At 57.9% G+C, this 21022-nt stretch carries 13 protein-coding genes; 8 read left to right on the top strand and 5 right to left on the bottom strand.

Going from position 1 to position 21022, the window contains the following annotated elements; genetic code table 11:
* Positions 1–16 precede the first annotated feature (16 nt).
* Positions 17–997, bottom strand: coding sequence for a glycosyltransferase family 2 protein (locus RLW41_RS01290; protein WP_414463175.1), 981 nt, complete (start codon positions 995–997; stop codon positions 17–19).
* On the bottom strand, positions 994–1725 hold the full coding sequence (locus RLW41_RS01285) for a polysaccharide deacetylase family protein (RefSeq protein WP_414463174.1): 732 nt from the start codon (positions 1723–1725) through the stop codon (positions 994–996). Before RLW41_RS01285 ends, RLW41_RS01290 begins: the two co-directional genes overlap by 4 nt.
* Before the next feature lie 290 nt (positions 1726–2015).
* Here RLW41_RS01285 and RLW41_RS01280 point away from each other — a divergent pair, with 290 nt between their 5' ends.
* The 8 genes from RLW41_RS01280 to RLW41_RS01245 all read left to right on the top strand — a co-directional run bounded on the left by RLW41_RS01280 (position 2016) and on the right by RLW41_RS01245 (position 13216).
* Positions 2016–3095 carry an acyltransferase family protein gene (locus RLW41_RS01280; RefSeq protein WP_409560533.1) on the top strand — a complete coding sequence of 360 codons (1080 nt, stop codon included), beginning with the start codon at positions 2016–2018 and terminating at the stop codon, positions 3093–3095.
* Between the two features lie 174 nt (positions 3096–3269).
* Positions 3270–4088: a sugar transferase gene (locus tag RLW41_RS01275; RefSeq protein WP_414463173.1), complete on the top strand. Its 819-nt coding sequence runs from the start codon at positions 3270–3272 to the stop codon at positions 4086–4088.
* Positions 4089–4628: 540 nt separating this feature from the next.
* Complete coding sequence (locus RLW41_RS01270; RefSeq protein WP_414463172.1) at positions 4629–5402, top strand: LuxR C-terminal-related transcriptional regulator; 774 nt, start codon at positions 4629–4631, stop codon at positions 5400–5402.
* 86 nt (positions 5403–5488) lie between these two features.
* Positions 5489–7765: a glycosyltransferase gene (locus RLW41_RS01265; RefSeq protein WP_414463171.1), complete on the top strand. Its 2277-nt coding sequence runs from the start codon at positions 5489–5491 to the stop codon at positions 7763–7765.
* A 27-nt stretch (positions 7766–7792) separates the two neighbouring features.
* Positions 7793–9055 (top strand): glucosyl transferase, encoded by a 1263-nt coding sequence (locus RLW41_RS01260; protein ID WP_414463170.1) that lies wholly within the window; start codon positions 7793–7795, stop codon positions 9053–9055.
* Positions 9052–10164: an acyltransferase family protein gene (locus RLW41_RS01255; RefSeq protein ID WP_414463169.1), complete on the top strand. Its 1113-nt coding sequence runs from the start codon at positions 9052–9054 to the stop codon at positions 10162–10164. The genes RLW41_RS01260 and RLW41_RS01255 overlap by 4 nt, the downstream gene beginning before the upstream one ends.
* A gap of 15 nt (positions 10165–10179) precedes the next feature.
* On the top strand, positions 10180–11469 hold the full coding sequence (locus RLW41_RS01250) for an O-antigen ligase family protein (protein ID WP_414463168.1): 1290 nt from the start codon (positions 10180–10182) through the stop codon (positions 11467–11469).
* 40 nt (positions 11470–11509) lie between these two features.
* Entirely contained in the window at positions 11510–13216 is a 1707-nt protein-coding gene (locus RLW41_RS01245) for a hypothetical protein (protein ID WP_414463167.1), read from the top strand.
* A 30-nt stretch (positions 13217–13246) separates the two neighbouring features.
* Here the strand turns inward: RLW41_RS01245 and RLW41_RS01240 are convergent, their stop codons facing one another.
* Genes RLW41_RS01240 through RLW41_RS01230 form a run of 3 tightly spaced genes read right to left on the bottom strand, consistent with a single transcriptional unit; the run spans position 13247 to position 20857 of the window.
* On the bottom strand, positions 13247–16375 hold the full coding sequence (locus tag RLW41_RS01240) for an efflux RND transporter permease subunit (RefSeq protein ID WP_414463166.1): 3129 nt from the start codon (positions 16373–16375) through the stop codon (positions 13247–13249).
* Between the two features lie 4 nt (positions 16376–16379).
* Positions 16380–19526, bottom strand: coding sequence for an efflux RND transporter permease subunit (locus RLW41_RS01235; protein WP_414463165.1), 3147 nt, complete (start codon positions 19524–19526; stop codon positions 16380–16382).
* Complete coding sequence (locus RLW41_RS01230; protein ID WP_409560523.1) at positions 19523–20857, bottom strand: efflux RND transporter periplasmic adaptor subunit; 1335 nt, start codon at positions 20855–20857, stop codon at positions 19523–19525. Before RLW41_RS01230 ends, RLW41_RS01235 begins: the two co-directional genes overlap by 4 nt.
* Positions 20858–21022 lie beyond the last annotated feature (165 nt).

Genomic DNA, 21022 nt, shown 5'->3' with positions numbered 1-21022 from the left:
TTTGAGGCGCACACGTCTATCCGACGTTACCCTCTTTGGTTGCGAGATTGCGGTTGCGAAGCACAGATGCGAACAGTGCGGCTCGCAAAGCCGTTGGTCGAATGAGCCGGACAGCCGTCACATGTGGCAACGTCACAAATGCGCCGAACAACGCATGTCTCGCGCCTTTAAATTCGCCTGCGGTTGATCGCTTGACTGCTTGGCCGCAGAAATAATCGAAATACTGCCAGACCGACCCCAGATACGCGCGGTAGACTTTGCGCGCGGTAAGCCGCTCGAGCGGCGGCTGCCGCGATAGGAAAGCATGCCGGCGAAAAATGCGCTTCGTGTATTTCTGCCGTGTGCGTTGCAATTGATCGAAAGAGCCGGGATCCCGCTGGCGGAACAGTACGCACGGCATCTTGACGAGGCCGATCCTGCCGTTGCGAGCAATGCGCAGCTGCCAGTCCCAATCGGAATCGCCGATGAGGCTTTCGTCCATCAGACCGTATTTTGCGACGGCGTTGCCTCGGAAGACGCTGCCTCCCACCTGCGGAAAATATCCACTCAGCATCATGTCGAACACGTCGCCGTCGGAAGGCAGAGCGCCGGGCCAAGGCTCGCCTATTGGCTGCCGCAGAGTATTCGTACTCACGATTTGGCTGAAAACGGCTTCGTGGTCGGGATGCGCGTCGAGGAACGCGATATGTGGTCGGATATGCTGCGGAGTCCACAGATCATCGTCGTCGAGGAACGCGATGAATTCGCCTGTCGCGCGCCGCATTGCGAGGTTGCGTGCCGCCGCGCAACCATTCTTGTCCGTTTTCGCGTAGATCCCGCTGAATTCGGCAACGACGGCCGGCGTCTCGGGTGTCGTTCCATTATCTCCGACGAGAATCTCGAATGTCAGGTCCGGCCCCTCGAGCGCACGAATGCTCGCGAGAGCTTCGCGCAACAATGCGGGACGGTCCCGAGTTCCGATGACAACCGAAACCCGCCTGGGCGTTGTTGGCGTCATATCCATTCCTCCCAGCGGTCGAACACGCCGGCAAGCGAGGCACTGAAAATGCGCGTGTCGTCGAAATGGGTGACGAATGTGCGCGGGACGGTAGAAGCGGGCCGCGTCTCCTCCGCCTGCGCGTAAATGATCTCATATCCGGCTTCTCGCGCGGCGGTGGCCGCAGCGGCGGTCCAATTCATTGATTGACCGAGTGGAATGGCAAATGTCGTTGGCGCGACCCCCAATCTGTCTTTGATAATCTTTCGCGATCCAGACAGCTCGTCAGTCAGAAAGCGCTCGCTGATCTTGCCAAAGTCGGGGTGGGTACGAGAATGGCTGCCGATCTCGACGCCGAGGGTCATCAAGTGTTCGAGATCTTTCCAGGATACGATCCGCTCTTGGTGATAGGCATTCGTGTGGTCCGTCCAATCCGTAACCACGAACAGCGTCCACGGAATTTCGTATTCTGCAAGAATGCGGGCAGCGTGTGTCGCCACGCTCCGGCGACCATCGTCGAACGTAATCGCGAGGTCGCGTTCGCTTCCGAGGCCTCGCGCTATTCGCGACGGCTCGACGAACGTGTAACCCTTCTTGAGCGCCAGCTCGATCTGCGCCCGGAATTGCCGCTCGCTGACGTCATTGACGCCCATTTCCGGTTCGTCGATGGAGTGATAGCAAAGAATGCGGCCATGAGGCTTGAAGCGTTTCTGGCCGAACGTGGCGAGGAAATTCCGTTCCCCCCACATCCGCGCTGCCGCCACGTGTTTGCGTTCAATGCCCGCCGCTTTAGCCAGTGATTTAACCTGTTGCCGCATTCGTTCGGACCCCGTTAGCCCAGCTAGCGACTTCTATTCATTGTCCAGCCCGGTGCAAAGACTATGCCCATCGTAAGCTGGCAGACGATCATTAACGCGGCGTGGCGGTCGATGAAGAAAGACTGTCCCTATAGTACGGGAATTGCAACGCAGTCACGCCATGAACTTGGTGTATTAATTTGGGCTTCGGGTCCGATGTCCCACTAACCCAATCGGAGATCATGTTGTCCCAACGGATCAGGGGCTTTGACGGCCTGCGCGCGATCGCATTCTTGCTCGTTTTTGTCAGCCACAAAGTTATTATGCCGGTGACAGATCGCATCGGATCGCTGGCGGTTTGGATTTTTTTTGTTCTGAGCGGCTTTCTGATCACCCGCATTTTGGCGGGGCAAAGATCGAAGATCGAAACGGGACGAACGTCCCGTAAAGAGGCACTGCTGGGCTTCTATCTGACTCGGGCTTTTCGGATTTTTCCGCCCTACTACGCATTGCTGGCGGCGCTGGCCATCCTGGCCGCGAGCGGCCATTACGATCTTGGAGACGCCGGGCGGCAATGGGCTAATCTGCTTTTCTATTCGAATATTTATATCGAGCGTCACGGTTGGCGGGACGATCTCGGCCACTTTTGGAGCCTGGCCGTCGAGCAACAATACTATCTCGTCTTCGCACCGCTCGTACTGTTCCTGCCGCGCGCCGTCGTATCCAGATTATGCGTTGCCCTGCTAATCGTCAGCATTGCGGCAACTGTCTTGTTCATCGCTGATCGCCGTCCGCCCATTACCTTCGACGTTAATTCGCTCGTAAATATCGGACTGTTTGGCTTTGGCGGCCTGGCCGGACTTTTTGCCGACCGGCCTTTGCCGCGATGGCTGTTGAACGATTGGGCGATCGTGATCGTGTTCGCACTCGTCCTGTCGCCGCCAATTCTACTATCCAATCCCGAATTTGCTGAACTTAGCCGTCCGGCAGTCGGCATCTTGGCGGCCTGCCTTCTCGTTCAGATTACGCAATGTCAGGATGGTCTCGCCGTCAGAGCCTTGGATCTGGCGCCAATCCGCTGGGTGGGCGTGATCAGCTACGGCGCCTACCTCTTCCACCCAGTGATCCATTCCAACGCGTTTCTTGAATTTTTTGGCCTGCCAATTCCGCTGCTGCATCGGTGGATCGTGGTGCTCGATTTCTTGCTCACCATTCTCTTCGCGTCGGCATCCTGGCTATTACTGGAACAACCCTTGATCAGACTTCGCCAGAGGCTGACAACGCGGCGGCTCGATGGCGCGCGCGCCTTCCAAAAAGGCTGAGCGACGGTTTAGCCACCCCTAGCCATTTGCCGTAACGGCAGACCGGCGCGCATCTCACCACTTACATCTTTTGGTTCGGTTGGCTTTCACAGGGCAATATTTGACAATTGGAATGAGCGGAAGAGACCTAGTTCATTAAATTATAAGTGCGTTTTTGCGGGGTATATGTTCCAGATGTCTGTCGTTTCGCCGCGCGATTTTTCGGTAATTTCGCGTTCGGATGGCGGCGGCTCAGAGGCTAGGCTGCTGTCTGCAACTTTAGCTCGCACCGACGAGCGCGGACGCGTGGAGGTCGAAGGCGAAGCGTCTGTGACCCGCGCGCGGCGTCGCCTCTGGGCGCTCTACAGCATCAACGCCAGTCCTGAGCGGGCACCGCCGCCTGTCGGCGGCCGATTCAAGCGTGTGTTCGACGCGTTCGTAGCATTCACGGCTCTGATCCTGCTTGCCCCATTACTGCTCGTCCTCGCCGGCGCCATCAAGCTGACGACTGGCGGCGACGTGATTTACCGCCACCGAAGGGTCGGCTTTGGCGGCAAGTATTTTTCATGTCTCAAGTTCCGCACGATGGTGCTAAACGGCGACGCGGTTCTCCGTCGCCACCTCGAGACAAATCCTGCAGCAGCCGACGAATGGCGGCGGACGCGCAAGTTGGCCGATGATCCGCGGATTACGGCACTCGGATATGTGCTCCGTAAAACAAGCCTTGATGAGCTGCCCCAGCTGATCAACGTTCTTCGCGGGGAAATGAGTTGGGTCGGCCCTCGGCCGATCGTTGCCGAGGAACTGCATTTCTACGGCGACAATGCCGTCGAATATTTCAAGGCTCGCCCCGGCATTACCGGCTTGTGGCAAATCAGTGGTCGCAGCCTCGCAACCTACGATGAGCGCGTAAATTACGATCTTCGATATGTGCGGGATTGGTCGTTTGCAAAGGATCTCGTAATCCTGATCCGTACCATCCCAGCGGTTTTGAATACAGGGCAGGCGGCCTAGCTAGCGGCTCTCGATGGCGCAGCGCCATGTTTGGCAACTAGAGGTAGCGTCCAAAAAAGGGGAAGAGGGGGGAAATCATTTATTCCAGAAATGGGGCAGTGATCCGGATTCTGAGCAGTTTTTATTCAAATTACATTCATACCCACATCTGATGACCTATAATGAAACAAATCATAAAGCGTAAGTTGTAGAACTTTTGCGTGCGTGGTCTGATAATCAGCCATCGGAGATGGCAGTGTGCGCTATTTATATGGTAAACGAGCGCGTGTAAGACCTTGGTAGAAGAAACAAGAATGCTGTAAAATAAAACTTATTTACTCATGCAATTTCAGTAGCTTGGACGTCATGCATTCACGATGACAACAAAAAGCCGGCATATAAATGGCTTAGATCTGCGACTATGGCACCAATAATGCAATCCGAATTTATTAACGAGGTGCTGCGTTTTCGGTCCAATTGTAACTAAAATTGGTATAAAAGAGAGTGGGCCATACTACGTCATACACCTCATCGTGGCGGTAGGTTTGGAGTTTTTGTATCGTGCGTACGTCCTTCCGTGAGACCGGGCCCGTCGTTCCTTTGGCGATGGGCAAAACACCTTCAAATAACAACAAAGCGCCTTTGGAGAATGCGCGGTCTGAAACCGCGCAATTGAAGCAGCCCGGCATTTCGGTGCTAATTGTAATTGAGCCGCGCTCTTTCGTGCGCAACTGCATTGTTTCAAGCCTTTCCAATGCAACCGAAATAAAGGGCATCGGTGTCGGCAGTGTCGCGGAATATTTCGACAAGCTCTCCGATGTCAGGCCCGCAGTCATCATCGTATGCGCGATGGACGCCAGCAGCTCCGACATTTCGAGCCAACTCGAACAGCTGAAGAATGCCGGCGTTAACGTTCCGGTCATCGTTATGGCCGACGCGAATAATGTCGACCTCATTCTTACTGCGCTCAACGGCGAGGCTAACGGCTTCATTCCTGCAGATATTTCGCTTGAAATAGCGGCGCACGCTCTGCGGCTCGTTATGGCCGGCGGCAAGTATTTCCCAGTGAACGGCCTACTCGCGGCCCGGAAATCATCCGCGGCATCCGCGCCTCGTGAGGCGCCGCCCAAGACCACGCTTTTCACGCGGCGCCAGATTGCGGTCATCGACGCGCTTCGCAAGGGTAAGGCGAACAAGATTATCGCCTACGAACTGAACATGTGTGAAAGCACGGTGAAGGTTCACGTCCGTAACATCATGAAAAAACTTAACGCAAAAAATAGAACTGAGGCTGCTTATTTGGCGGGTGAGATGCTCTGCGCTGACAGCCGATAGTCAACCGGGCATTCGCAACTTCCGCATCTATGCGGCGAGTGATTTCTCCTCGGACGGAGAAGCCGATCGGCTTTAAGACATAAGTAATGCTTAGAGTTTCACCCGCGCCGACCGTCTCGGTTCTGATCGCCAATTACAATTGCGCTCAATTCCTCGGCGGCGCGATTCATTCGGCATTACATCAGACGTTGAAGCGCCTCGAAGTCATCGTCGTCGACGACGCGTCGACAGACGGAAGCCGAGAAATCGCGCGGGATTTTGCCGCTCGCGATCATCGCGTCAGATTGATCGAACTGCCTACCAACGCTGGCCCGGCCGCTGCGCGCAATGCCGGGCTTGCTGCGGCTGAGGGAACCTGGGTCGCCATTCTTGATAGCGACGATTTCATGCACCCGGAGCGGCTGCAAAGGCTCGTCGAGGAAGCCCAGGCCGGAGCGGAAATCTGCGCCGATGACCTGCTCGTATTCGGCGAGGGACGCCGTCCTGGCGAGCACCTTTCAAAAGCTCAGCGACAGATGGCCTATATCTCGCTCGCCGATTTTTTGAATTCGAACCTCATCTACGGGACCGTTCCGGCGACAGGCTACCTCAAACCACTTTTGAATTTGGCGTTCTTACGCAAGCACGCCCTGACATACGATACGGCGCTGAAGATTGGCGAAGATGCCGATCTTATCGCGCGGGCCCTTGCTGCGGGCGCCAAATACCGGCTGATCGACAGTCTTGGCTATTTCTACCGCAAGCATCCGAATTCGATTTCTCACCGTTTGTCACGCGATGACCTTCAGCAGATGCTCAACGGCGACATGCGCCTGAAGGCGTCGCTCTCGGCTTGTTCTGTTGAAGTCGCCGAAGCGTTCGCTCGCCGCCAAGCATCCATCGAACGCGCGTCGAACTTCGATCGTCTCGTTACGGCGATCAAATCTCGATCCTGGTCGCAAGCCCTACAGATTGCGATCCATCATCCCAACACGATCTCGGCTCTGGGGATGCCGTTGGCTGCGCGTCTCCAACGTCTGCGCCGAATTCAAGGTTCGAAAGACCAGTCGGAGTCGACCAAAAAGGCTTGTTTGATTTCAAGACAACGCATCATCGGGCCGACAAACGGCAGCTCCGCGTACATCCTGGGAATTTGCCGGGCGTTGCGAGACGATGGCTATGACGTAACGCTCGTATCGCCGAACGCCGGTACCATCGGGCGCTTGCCAGTGTTGCGTCTTCGTGCCGAAATGTCAGTCTTCAGCGAAATCTTTCTGCGCGGCGCCTGGAAGTTCGGAAATTTCTGCGTCAGCAAAGACCCGCGCATCGCACTTGCTGCATTGAAGGCCAAGATTGCACGCGTCCTACGGCGCTTCGGCGTGGAACGTCTCTCTTATTGGGATACGCCGGCGCCCTATGTCATTGGCGCGCCTTGGCAACGTGACGAACTTCTGTACGTGGCTCGGCACGCTTCGAAAAGTGAACTGGTCATCGCCGATTATGCGTTCACCACGCCAGCAATCCCGTTCGCGCTCAGCGAGCCGGCGCGCAGCTTGGTCGTCATGCACGACCTTCTTTCCGTGAGGGAAAGTCGCTTCAAGGACGCCAAGCTGCCTGACTCGGTCAAGACTTTGGACGAAGCCAGCGAGATGCAGCTTCTTGGTCAGGCCGATGCGATCATCGCCATCCAGGATATCGAGGCGAAACACGTCAAGGCGCGCCTTCCGGATCATACGGTACTCCTGGCTCCCGTCGTGTGCGCATCAGTCGATGCGCCTCAACCAGGCGCAGGCAAAAGCGTGCTGTTCATAGGCAGCAATACGGCTCCGAATGTTATCGGCCTCAGATGGTTTCTGGAGTTTTGCTGGCCGCGGATATATGCCGAAAATCCCGACGCTGAATTGGTTGTCGCGGGCGGTGTCGGTTCGCAATTTCCCGAAGGTGCGCCCCGAGCCAAGTTCTGCGGCATCGTCGATGACCTTGATCCTATCTATCGCGAAGCCAGCGTTATTATTTCGCCGCTGACGGTAGGCTCCGGACTGAAAGTCAAAGTCGTTGAGGCATTGGCCCAGGGCAAGGCCATCGTAGCGACTACGGTGTCCGTCGAGGGGATGGGGGACGACATCGCGTCGGCGCTTAATGTCTGTGATGACGCTGTCACTTTCGGCAATGCAGTCAGCGCGCTCTTATCGGACAATGAATTACGCCGTCGGAGCGCTGATGCCGCCTACACTTACTTCAAGCAACATTATTCTCGCGAGGCCTGCGTCCGTGAGTTGCTCGCCTACGTCGACGGTCGGTCGGACGTATCGGCGTCGACAGTTTGCAGTCTTGCTCCCTGCGCTCGTCGAGGCACGTCGATCGCGGTCGATTGTGTGCGCTGAGCGATAACTCCGAAGCCGGACAAAGAGATGCCAACAAGCTGCTGCATCGGACAGGACGAGGAGATCGAGCTTTCGTTTGATAAAAGCCGAGCAAGGCGTGCGCGCGAGAACATCAGCATCGCGTTTTTTGGACATGACTCGAACGAGAGCACCATCCGAAAGCGCGTTTGCGCATTGCAAAGAAATGGTGCCGACGTTACCGGTTTCATGTTCGATCGTCGCCGTGAAATGGCATTGCCTGCCCCAGATTGGAATAACATCAATCTTGGGGTGACCGAGGACGGGCATCACGGTCGTCGTTTGTTCAGCTTGATGCAAGCGATTGTAATTCTATGGTGTCACCGTGCGGTCATTCGGCAAGCCGACATTCTTTATGCACGCAACATCGACATGCTTGCGCTAGCTTGGTTGGGTCGCCTTTTGGCGCGCTCCCATGCACCGATTGTCTACGAAGCGCTCGATGTTTATCCGGCCTTTACGGGCCGCGGCGTCAAGGCAGCCATCCTGCGCCTCCTAGAGCGCCAGCTGTTGGCTTGCAGCCGACTGCTGGTTGTGAGTTCTCCCTATTTTGTCGACCGTTATTTCTCGCCGGTTCAGAGATACACGGGAGAGTGGTTTCTTCTCGAAAACAAGCTCGGGTCAGAGCATGAGACGGTTCGTCCTCTGGATCACATCCGCAATCAAAGCGACGAGCGTGCTTGGACGATAGGTTGGTTCGGTGTTCTTCGCTGCAATCGCAGTCTAGAGATTCTCCGCGCGATCGCGTCTCGGCTCGGGAATCGGATCGCCGTCCATATCAGGGGCGTTCCGTCGGAACCCGACGGGATTACCCGTGAACTGCTAGAATCTGTCGCGGCTGAAACACCGAATATATCCTATTTCGGAACATATCAAAATCCGCGCGATCTCGAGGAAATCTATTCCGCAGTCGATTTCGCCTGGGCGATCGACTTCAGCGCCTGCGGTGCCAACTCCGATTGGCTGATACCGAACCGGCTTTACGAGGGCGGGCTATACGGCGTGCCTGCGTTGGCACGGGCAGGTACGGCCACAGGCGATATTGTGGAGCGCGACGATCGCGGCTGGACGTTTCGCGAGCCAATGGAGGAAACGGTCTCCGATTTTCTTATTCATCTCGATGCCTCCGGCTACAACGAAAAAGCAAACGCGTTGCGTCAAACCGAGCGCGCTGTGTTTGTAGACGTGTCCGACACATCTCGGCTCTTGTCGCGGCTGAGAAACCTTTGTCACCTGGCGGAATCCCGCCAGCTTCCGGAACATCAGCCGTGATAAGAATCCCAGCAAACGCCACCGAGACGAATAACGGGCGCGAAACCAATGTGGTTAAGCGCATCGACACGATCGATTCTCTGCGCGGTTTGGCGATCTTGCTCGTCATCTGCTTCCACTATCTTGTTCGCTGGGCGCCTCCGTTCTTTCCCGACAACCTCTATCAGTATTCACAGGCCTATTCGCCGCTATGGGAACTCGGCCGCTTCGGCGTTGAATTCTTCTTCGTCATCTCAGGTACGGTCATCGCGCTAACGGTTGAGAGCTCGAGTAATGCAGTTGACTTCCTCTTCAGGCGGTTTTCGAGGATATACCCGGCGCTTATCTGCTCGATCTTCGTGACATTTTTTATCGTCAACGTTTTTGGCCCCGAACCCTTCCATCGCGGCGTCGTCGACATCATTTCAAGTATGCTGATGCTTCCCGCCGTTCTGCCGTCGAAGTGGAACTTTCAGTATGTCGATGGTGTGTATTGGAGCTTGGCCGTCGAATTTAAGTTTTATGCGGTGGTCGCTTTTTTTCTGATCCTCTTGGGCCGGCGGTTCTGGGCCGGGATCATTCTGTTCGGCATTCTGGGCGAAATTTGCTTTCACATCGCCCCTAACCTCGCTGATAAAATATTCATTCACCAATATATGAGCTTCTTTCTCTTCGGCGTCGCGATCGCCCAATGGCACTTCTCCCGAAACGTTCTCGCGGCCAGTCTTTGTCTGATGAGCGCGGTAATTCTTTACGTCCTTAATCTCGACTACGTCAGCTTGCTCGATCAGCCGTCCGTTGTGGCGGCGCTCTTCGTCGCGACCGGGGTCGTTTTGATGGGTGTTCTGATTTGTCTGAACGTTCCGCTCAGTTGGCGGCCGCTGCTGCTTGTTGGTCAGGCATCATATTCGCTGTATTTACTGCATGAAAACATCGGCATAACGATCATCTCAAATCTGAAGCGATTAGGCTTCGGCGACATGACCGCTATCGCGATTGCCTTCGCGTCGATGCTTGCGCTGGCAGTTGCGATGTTTAACTTGCTCGAAAAGCCGGCTCAGCGCGCCTTGCGGCAGATGTGGAAAGCATTTCCCGTCTTTAGCGCAGCCAGATCCAGTTCGGCAGCTTGAGGACGGCTGAAAGCGATGACGCGAAAACACAAATCTTCACAGCGATCGCGCCGCCGCCTGCTGAATTACCCGCTCGCCGCCACGACGTTTTTCTTTGCCATCTTCAACGTCCAGATTTTTTCGCTGATTATTCCATTGCTAATAATGGCGGTCACGGGCCTCTGCGCTCTCAAGTTTCACCGGGAGCTTGTGGGATATGGTGCCGAACTTAAGGTCGTGCTCATTTTTCCGGCGATTGTCATGCTGTCGGCGACCTGGTCAGACGTGCCGACCATCTCGCTTTGGTACGGTATCCAGCTGCTTGTGACGATCTTTGTCGGCATTCTCATCGGCATCTGCGCGACAAGTCGAGAAATTGTTCGCGGCATTTATTACGCGATGGCAATCGTGGTCATTGCTTCGCTCATATCCGGTCAAACTGGCCCGTCGGCGGCGGGTCCGGTACTCATCGGAATAACGGGAAGCAAGGACGCAATGGGTTTCGTGGGCCTTACGCTGTTCGCTGCGGCCTTGGGCGTGGCCACGGATGCAGGTCAGCCGACGTTCTCCCGCTTGTCGACACTCGTCTTTCTTCCGCTCGGCGCGGGCATAGCGGCCGGCGTCGAGGCGCTCTCATCGGCGCTTGCAGCCGTCGGCTTCGCATTGGCATTCTTGGGCTTCCTGACGCTCAAGCGGTTTGACCGATGGTCGCGCTGGACATTTGTGGTCATTGGGCTCATCGCTGTGATGTTCGCCGCCTTGGCCCTTGCTGGCATGGGGTTCTCGTCAGACCGCGTGCTTGCCGCCTTCAACAAAGATCCGACGTTGACAGGCCGAACCACGCTTTGGGACTGGGCCGATATCTGGATTTCGAGAGCCCCGTTGCTTGGACATGGATATAAGGCATTTTGGCTCGGCGACTCGAATGAAACGGCTTCAGTGCTGTCGATGTTCGGGCAGACCGATGGACGCGTCTTTCAGTTCCACAATACCTTCCGCGAAATTCTGGTCGACCTGGGATGGCTCGGGTTACTTGCGTTTCTGGCTGCTGCCCTTGTCTTTGTTTATTTCGCGTTGATGAACGTCATGAATTTTCCAAGCAGCACGACAGCATTTTTTGCGTCGATGCTATTATTGCTCGTCGCTCGCTCACCATTTGAATCGATAGTTCTGGTTTTTTACCCTTACACCGTTTTGTTTTACGCCTGTGGAATTGCCAGCTTGATGCCTCGGCTCAAATTGCGGCATAGGACACCGATGCCACGTTGGCCATCGTTGCCCAACGCTGAATTGACCCCCTCTGTTGGCATTCAACAAACCCGGTAGGTCGATCTCGGCCTGCGCCGAATTCGCCGCGAGAGCATGTATGCGTTTCATGAGTTTCCCCCACCCTCTGGGCGCAGTGCCGCTTGTGCTTGTCGTCTGCTTGCAGCTCTGCTGCGCCGTCGTCGCCAAAGCTCAATCGTCTGAAGCCTCCGGTACTGGGACGACCTATTATGTGTCGCCGACGGGGGATGATTTGAATTCAGGAATAGCGCCTGACGCGCCTTGGCGCAGCCTCGAGAGGATACAGCAGTCTGTCTATAATGCCGGAGATTCAATTCTCCTTGAGGGCGGCAAGACATTTGTGGGCTGTCTTCAGATTTCGCGCGGGATGCTGCGCGGTACCGCGGAACGTCCGGTAACGATCGGCGCTTATGGGGATGGAAAATTTGAGATCAAATCGAACTGCGCCGGGCGTCTCGTGGCAGCGATCGATATCGTCGGCGCCAGCGGCGTTGTCGTGCAGGATTGCACTCTACGCGGCAACGGCGGCAAGACGCCCTTTGGTGTCTGGATTCAAAACCCTTACGACAATGACGCCGCTCGAAACATAACAGTTCGACGATGCGACATTAGCGGGTTCTTCACCACCAGCCCCGGACAGAATGGCGCCGAGATTTTTGTTACTGGCCACCCGGGCGCCGGACTCGATGGTGTGAATGTCATCGACAATGTGCTGCACGGTTCTGACGGACCGACAAGTCCGGACAATAACGGGCTTTATGGCTTTGGACGCGACAAGAACGTCCGAAACATTCTGTATCAGGGCAATGTCATTTACGACATTGGAGGCCGGCCTGGCGGTACCAACGGGGCCGACGGCAACGGCATGATCGCCAATGGCGTTACTGGCGGCCTGATTCAAAACAACATTGCGTACAATCTCGGCGCCAATGTCGATACCTGCGGTGGGCCATCCGGTTTCTGGGCATATAGCTCAAGTCACATCGTCATTCAGTTCAACGAAGTCTACAACGCCAAGCCGAGCAAATTCGTCAAAGGCTGCGATTGGGATGGCTTCGATCTCGACGGCTACGTCACGGACTCGGTTCTTCAATACAACTATGCTCACGACAACTGGGGTTCCGGCTTTGCCGCATATATCGACGGCGAGTGGGGCCGGAATATCATTCGCTATAATGTCGCCGTGAACAACGCCACATCGTGGGGCGCTTCCTACTTCGGAAACATCGTAATTGCGAGGGGAGCCGACGCGCCCCAGCTCAGTATTTATAACAACACGCTCATTTCCAACGGGCCGTCGAACACAACCGCCGGCATTTCCATTCAGGGAAATCCCAAGGGCGCGATCATTGCAAACAATCTCATCGTAGCGCTGAATGGAGCGAACTACATCAATACCGGATCAGAACTGCCTGAGGTTCAAATCCTCTCCAACAGCTACTATTTGACGGACCAGTTCGCCATTCGGTGGCGCGATAGAAACTACACCAATCTTGATACTTGGCGGCAAGCGACGGGCAGCGAAACGCTCGATGGCAGGTCGACGGCATTCACCGATGATCCGCAAATTGACACCACCGCCCTGGGAGAGATTTGCGGCGGCTACAAGCGATCATGTCCGCGTGCGGCATTGCACGTCTCGCAAAAGCTGATGGGGCGCGGAATTGATCTAACGAAGCCGCCATTTAATCTTGATGTCGGATCTCGCGACTACTTCGGCAACAAGATTCCGCAGTCGGGATCGGGCACCGGATATGGGATCGGCGCAGTTGCTGTAGATAAGTGAACTGGGGTAGATGCGAAACAACAAGACAGTTCACGGCCTAGGTGCGTCTTGCGGGACCATTCGCGTCGAGCGCGATTTTCGTCGCCGCGCGAACCAAGCCTTACCCCGCTCCAGCATCAGGTAAATCACCGGCGTCGTATAGAGCGTCAGGATCTGCGACACGACCAGTCCGCCGATAATGGTGATGCCGAGCGGCCGGCGCAGTTCGGAGCCGGGGCCGATGGCGACGGCAAGCGGAACAGCACCCAGGAGTGCCGCGAGCGTCGTCATCAGGATGGGCCGGAAGCGCTGCAGGCATGCGTCATAGATGGCGTCATGCGGGGAAAGCCCAAGCTCGCGCTCGGCATGGATTGCGAAATCGACCAGCATGATGCCGTTCTTCTTCACGATGCCGATCAGCAGAATGACGCCGATGAGCGCGATCAGCGACAGATCCATATGGGCAAGTTCGAGTGCCAGCAGCGCGCCGAGGCCCGCAGACGGCAACGTCGATATGATCGTCAGCGGATGCGCGAGACTTTCATAAAGAACGCCAAGCACGATGTAGATCGAGAGCAGAGCGGCAACGATCAGCAGCGTCTGGGCGCGTGCTTGCTCCTGAAACGCCTTGGCATCACCAGCGGGCTCGGCCCGGATGCTTTCCGGCATATGCAGTTTCTGCAGCGCCTGATCGATCGCCTGCAGGCTCGTGTCTACGCTGACACCCGGCTTCAAGCTGTAGTTGATGGTGACCGCCGGGAACGGTCCCTGGTGATTGACGACGAGCGGCGCGATGCCTTCAGTCAATGTCACGACGCTCGACAGCGGAACCTGCCGCCTTCCATCAATCGTCGGTACATAGATGCGCGACAGATCTTTCGGCTGGCCCTGGAGATTGGGGTCCACCTCGATGACGACTTTATATTGATTGCGATCGGTGTAGATCGTCGAGAACTGCGTCTGCGAAAAGGCGTTGGATAGCGCGGTGTCGATATCGGCGATCGCCACGTTGAGGCGTGAAGCGACATCGCGGTTGATGTTGACGTTGAGCTGAAGGCCGCCCGACTCGCGATCTGAGCTGACATCGACGACGCCCGGGATGGCGCGAACCGCGGTGAGGGCTTTTGGCACCCAGGCATAAAGATCGTCGGCGTTGAGCGACCATAATGTATATTGATAGTCGGCTTTGCCCGATCGCGCGCCTACGCGAACGTCGCGTGACGACATCAACCGCGTCGCGAGCCCGACGATCTTGCCGAGCGGCTTCCTCAGCCGGTCGATGACTTCCGCCGTTGGAACGTTGCCGCGCTCGCTCAGCGGCTTGAGGCTGATGAACATCCGGCCCTGGTTCTGCGTCGGGTTGAAGCCGCCGGCGCCCATCGACGAACCGATGTTGTCGACGGCGGGATCGGCGAGGATGACCTTCAGCGCCCGGTCCTGAAGTTTTTTCATTTCGGCGAACGAGATATCCGCGTTGGCTTCGGTCGCCGCGATGATCAGGCCCGTGTCGTCCTCGGGCAGAAAGCCCTTCGGCAGTACGCTGTAAAAATGCACAGTCAGGAAGATCGTTGCGACGAAGACGCTCAGCATGACAAGCTGATTACGCAGCGCGATCCTGAGAGTGAACGCATAGGCGCGCACAACCATGCTCAGCACACCTTCGAAGATGCGGTCGGCGAGGTTGCGATGTTCTTCAGCGCCTTCCTTGATGAAGTGTGCGCAAATCATCGGCGTGACGGTCAGCGAGACGATCGCGGAAATGACGATGGCGAAAGTCAGCGTCATGGCGAACTCGTGCAGCAGCCGGCCGGCAATGCCGGTCATGAACAGCACTGGAATGAATGCTGCGACGAGCGAGACGGAAATCGATATGACGGTGAAGCCGATCTGGCGCGAGCCTTCTAGCGCCGCAGGAATAGGCTTCATGCCCTTTTCCATGTTGCGGTAGACGTTTTCGATCATCACGATTGCGTCGTCGACCACGAAGCCAACAGCAACGGCGAGGGCCATCAGCGTCAGGTTATTTATGGAATAGCCTGCCGCCCACATGGCCGCGCACGTTCCGGCAAGCGAGAGCGGCACCGTGATGCCCGCGGCGATGGTCGGCGTCGTGCGCCGCAGAAAGACGAACACAACCGACATGACGAGCAGGATCGTGAGACCCAGCGTGAACTGCATGTCGTGCACCGAAGCGCGGATCGTCGTCGTGCGGTCGGACAAAATGGAAATGTCGACGCCCGCCGGAATCCATTCCTTGAGCTGCGGCAGGATCGCCTTCACGCGATCGACGGTGTCGATGACGTTGGCATCGGCCGTCTTAGTGACGATGAGCAGGACGGCGGGCTGCAATCCATAGCGCGCCAGCGAGCGGGTGTTACGCGTGGCGTTGATGACTTTCGCAACGTCCCCGACCTTGACCACATCGCCGTTCGGCATGTTCTTGATGACGATGTCCTTGTAGTCCTCGGGGTCCGTCATCTGCGAATTGGACTGCAGCACGATGGTCTGGTTCGGTCCGTCGATGGAACCGATCGACGACAGATCGTTCGCCGCCTCGACCGCGTTTTTGACATCGTCGAAGCTGACGCCCATCGACGCTACAAGCGTTGGATCGACCTGAATGCGCGTCGCCGGCTGGTCAGCCCCGCTGACGGTCACGTCTGCCACGCCTTCTACCTGCGAAATACGTTGCCCGAGGATCGTATCCGCGGTGTCGTAGATGTCGCTGGTCGTCATCGTCTTCGATGTCAGCGCCAGAATGAGAACGGGTGCCGCCGATGGATTATATTTGCGGTACGTCGGCACCTGCGGAAGATCGCCGGGAAGATCGGCCGTTGCACTGTTGAGGGCGGCTTGAACGTCGCGCGCTGCGCCGTCGATATTTCGGCTGAGATCGAACTGCATCGCAATCGACGCCGAGCCGAGCGAGCTGGTCGACGTCATTTCCGTCACGCCCGCGATCTCGCCGAGTCGGCGTTCGAGCGGCGACGCGACGCTTGCTGCCATCGTCGCTGGGTCGGCACCCGGTCGCGACGCCATGATGCGGATCGTTGGAATTTCGATCGACGGCATGCTGGCGACCGGCAGCATGAAGTATGCGACCGCGCCCACCAGAAAGAGCCCGATGGCGAGAAGCGCCGTGCCGATCGGTCGTTCGATGAAGATGCGTGAGACGTTCATGCGCCTACTCCGCAGCCTCGCGGTTGCCCGCAGTGATCGCCCGTGATTGCTCCGGCGCAGCGGTAACCGGTTCGCCATTGGCGTCGAGCGCGCGGCCGCCGAGCCTGGCGCGCAGCCGTTCCATCGCCAAATAGATAACTGGCGTGGTGTAAAGCGTCAGCAGCTGGCTGAGCAGCAGGCCGCCGACGATGGTGATGCCGAGCGGGTTGCGCAGCTCAGAGCCCGTTCCGCTTTCGAGAGCCAGCGGCAACGCGCCGAACAGTGCCGCGAGCGTCGTCATCATGATCGGCCGGAAGCGCAGAAGTGCCGCTTCCTTGATCGAGTCTCGCGGCGACAGCCCACGCTCGCGCTCCGCTTCCAGCGCGAAGTCGATCATCATGATCGCGTTTTTCTTCACGATGCCCATGAGCAGGATGATGCCGATCAGCGCCACGAACGACAGGTCGTTGCCCGTCAGTTCCAGTGCCAGCGCCGCACCGATGCCCGCCGACGGCAGCGTCGTCAAAATCGTGAACGGATGAATGAGACTCTCATAGAGCACGCCGAGCACGATATAGATCGTGACGATGGCCGCCAGGATGAGCCACGGCTGGTTCTGCAGCGACTTGGAAAACTCTGCCGCGTCGCCATAGAACGTGCCCGATACCGTCGCGGGAAGGTCAATTTCCTTCTTCGCCGTGTCGATGGCCGCGAGCGCATCGCTCAACGACGCATTCGGCGCCAAGTTGAAGCTGATCGTGATGGCCGGGAACTGATCCTGGTGGCTGATCGCAAGCGGCGCCGTCTCGTACTTGATTTTCGCCACGGCCGTCAGCAGCACGGGCGTTCCGGCCGTCGTCGATGCAACGTAAAGCCGGTTGAGGCGTGACGGGTCGCTGCGATATTGCTCAGCGGCTTCCAGCACGACGCGATACTGGTTCGCCTGTTCGTAGATCGTCGAAACCTGCCGTTGGCCGAAGGCATTGCTTAGCGCATCGTTGATGGCCTGCATTGTGACGCCGAGACGTCCGGCGACGACACGGTCGACGTCGATCCGCGCGATCAGCCCGCCATCGACTTCTTCCGTCGCGACGTTGCGCAGGAACGGCGACGCCCTGAGCGCGTCGGCCATCTTCTTCGACCACTCGGTGACCTCGTCGCTGTCGGTGCTGGCGAGCGTATACTGATAGCGCGCGCGGCTCGACTGCGTTGAAATCTGCACGTCTTGGACCGGCTGGAAATAGACCATCGTGCCCGGCGCGGTCTTGACCTCGCGCTTCAGGCGCTGGATCACCTCGACGACGTTGGACTCGCGTTCGTCGCGCGGCTTCAGCATGATCTTAAGGCTGCCCGCATTCTGTGTCGCGTTGAGCTGTCCGATGCCGACGATGGAAGCAACGCCCGCAACGTCTCTATCCGTTGCGACGATGGCTGCGACGTCCTTCTGCAGCTTCGTCATTTCGGTGAACGAGATCTGCGGGCTGCCCTCGACGACGGCGGTGATGGCTCCGGTATCCTGGTCGGGCAGGAAGCCCTTCGGCATGATGACATAGAGCCAGATGGTCAGGACCACGGTCATCAGTGCCACGATAAGCGTCGCGCCCTGATGCCGGAACACGAATTCCAGCGAGCGGTCGTAACCGGCGATCACGCGCTCGATGAAGCGGCCGATGATGCCCGACTTCTCATCATGGCCGCCGCGCAGAAGCTTCGAACACATCATCGGCGTCAGCGTCAACGACACGATCGCGGAGACGACGACGGCAATTGTCAGCGTCATCGCGAACTCGCGGAACATGCGCCCGACGAGACCCGTCATGAAGAGCAGGGGGATGAAGACGGCGATCAGCGACAGCGTCAGCGAGATCACTGTGAAGCCGATTTCGCGCGCACCATCGAGCGCCGCCTTCATCGGCTTTTCGCCCTTCTCGATGTGGCGCACGACGTTCTCGATCATGACGATGGCGTCGTCGACGACGAAGCCGGTGCCGATCGTCAATGCCATCAGCGACAGGTTATCGAGACTGAAGCCGCAGAAATACATCACGCCGAACGTGGCGATCAGAGAAACCGGCAGCGCCACGCCTGCAATGATCGTCGCGCGCAGCGAGCGCAGGAACAAAAGCACGACCATGACGACGAGGCCGACGCTCAGGACGAGTGTGAACTGCACGTCGCGGACGGAAGCCTCGATCGTGCCGGTACGGTCGCTGACGATCTGCAGATTGACGCCGGCCGGCATCGAACGCTCGAAGCGGGGCAGTTCGTCCTTGATGCGGTTGACCGTATCGATGACGTTGGCGCCAGGCTGCCTCTGAACGTCGACGATGACCGCAGGCTTGCCGTTATACCAGCCGCCAACGCGTGTATTCTCCAGCCCTTCCGTAACCTTTGCGACGTCCTTGATGCGGACCGGCGCGTCGTTCCGATAGGCGATGATGACGTCTTCATAGATATGCGCCTGGTCGATCTGGTCGTTGGCGGCAATCGTGTAGGATTGCTTCACGCCGTCGATCGAACCTTTCGGCCCCGAGACGTTGGCGCTCGCAATCGCGGCGCTGAGATCGGCCATGCTGAGGCCGTAACTCGCCAGCCGCGAGACGTCGGCTTCGACGCGCACCGCAGGCTTGATGCCGCCTTCGATCGATACGTGGCCGACACCCGAGACCGACGCCAAGCGTTGCGCCAAAAGCGTATCGGCAAGGTCAGACAGCGACCTGAGCGATTGCGTATCGGACGTCAGCGCTAAGGTGACGATCGGCGTGTCGGCCGGATTGACCTTCGAATAGGTCGGCGGGTAGGGGAGGTTCTTCGGTAGCGTCGATCCAGCGGCATTGATCGCTGCCTGCACGTCCTGAGCCGCGGCGTCGATATCGCGGTCGAGGTTGAACTGCAGCGTGATGCGGCTCAACCCGAACGAGCTCGTCGAAGACATCGCGGCGAGCGATTGGATCTGTCCGAACTGGCGTTCGAGCGACGCCGTAACGAGCGTCGACATCGTCTCGGGGCTGGCGCCCGGAAGCTCGGTCGTCACCTCGACGGTCGGGAAATCGACCTGTGGCAACGACGAGATCGGCAGCGCGAAGTAGCCGAGAATGCCGCCGAGGATCGTCGCTACTGCAAGCAGTGACGTCGCGATCGGACGGACGATGAAAAGGTGCGAAACGCTCATGGCGATGCGCCGTTATCCTGGTCGTGGTGGCGGCGATGTTTGCCGTGGCGCGGTTCGTCGCCAGCTGTCGAGCCGGTAACGAGCGCGGCTTCCGTCGGCAACTGCGCGGCCTGCGCGTTCTGATCCGCCGAGGTCGACTTTTTGCCGTCCGGCGACTTCTTGTGGCGCGGTTTGTCGGCGGCAGGCGCGGACGTGCCGTCATTAATAGAGACAGTCGATCCGTCCTTCAGACGGCTGAAGCCGCTCGTCACGACCTTGTCGCCCGGCTTGAGGCCCTCGGCGATGACAGCGAACTTGTCGTCCTGGCGCGAAACCTTGACCGCCCGCATAGCGGCGGTGTTGTCGGGGCCGATGACGAACACATAGGTTCCATCCGGTCCGCGCTGCACGGCTTCCGTCGCCACGACCGTCGCGTCTTTGACGGTATCGACCAGCAACCGCACGTTGACAAACTGGCCCGGCCAAAGCTGACGCTTCTCGTTCGGGAATTCGGCCTTGAGCTTGATCGTGCCGGTTTGCTGGTCGACCTGATTGTCGATGACCTTCAGCGAGCCGGTTTCGAGTTCCGTCTGGCCGTCCGTCGACAGCGCCGTCGCGACCAACGGACCGGTCTCGATGGCTTTGATCAGAGTGGGCAACTCCTGCTGCGGCAATGTGAAAGTCGCCGTGATCGGCTGCACCTGGGTAATGACGACGATGCCGGTTGTGTCATTGGCATGCACCAGGTTGCCTTCATCGACGAGGCGGATGCCGGTACGGCCGTCGAACGGCGCCACGATCGTCGTATAGCCGAGGATCGCCTGCGCATTCTCGATAGCCGCGACGTCAGATTTGATCTGCGCTTCCTGTTGCTTGATCAGCGCGACTTGGGTGTCAATCTGCTGCTGGGAAATGGCGAGCGTGCCGACCTTCTGGTAGCGGTCGAGGTCGCGCTTCGTATTTGCGAGCAGGGCTTCGTCGAGCGCTTTCTTTGCTACGGCCTGATCGAGTTGCGCCTGGTAGGTCGCCGGGTCAATCTTGGCGAGCAGATCGCCCTTCTTGACGTCCTGGCCTTCCTTGAAGTTGACGCTCAAAATGCGCCCATCGACCTGCGCCCGGATGGTCGCGGTGTTCAGAGCTTTGACGGAGCCGACGCCTTCGAGATAGACCGGCACGTCAGCCTTCGCGGCGTCCTTAGCAAGAACGGCAACCGGGCCGCCGAAGCCGCCGCGCGCATTCCGGCCTTTGGCGCCGTCCTCCGGCGCTCCGCTGCCTCCGTGCATCGTATAATAGACGCCGCCCGCTATCGCACCGATAACGACGACCGTAGAAACCCACCGGAGTAACGCCATAGTCTCTTTGCTCTCGTAAGAACTTCGCATGCCGGGCTGAACGATTGGCAGGCGGAAGCTCTGTCCCATACACCCGGAGAAGAAAACGTACCGCCCTGCGGAATCCGTTGCCCTTCATGTGGTGCTTCTGCATCACATGGCCGGGGTAGGCATGGGCCACCGGCA

The sequence above is a fragment of the Hyphomicrobium sp. DY-1 genome, from assembly GCF_047497105.1.
In the GTDB taxonomy this organism is placed as follows: domain Bacteria; phylum Pseudomonadota; class Alphaproteobacteria; order Rhizobiales; family Hyphomicrobiaceae; genus Hyphomicrobium_B.
Note: the sequence above shows the minus strand (reverse complement) of the source record. Positions and strands in the feature narration are given on the sequence as shown.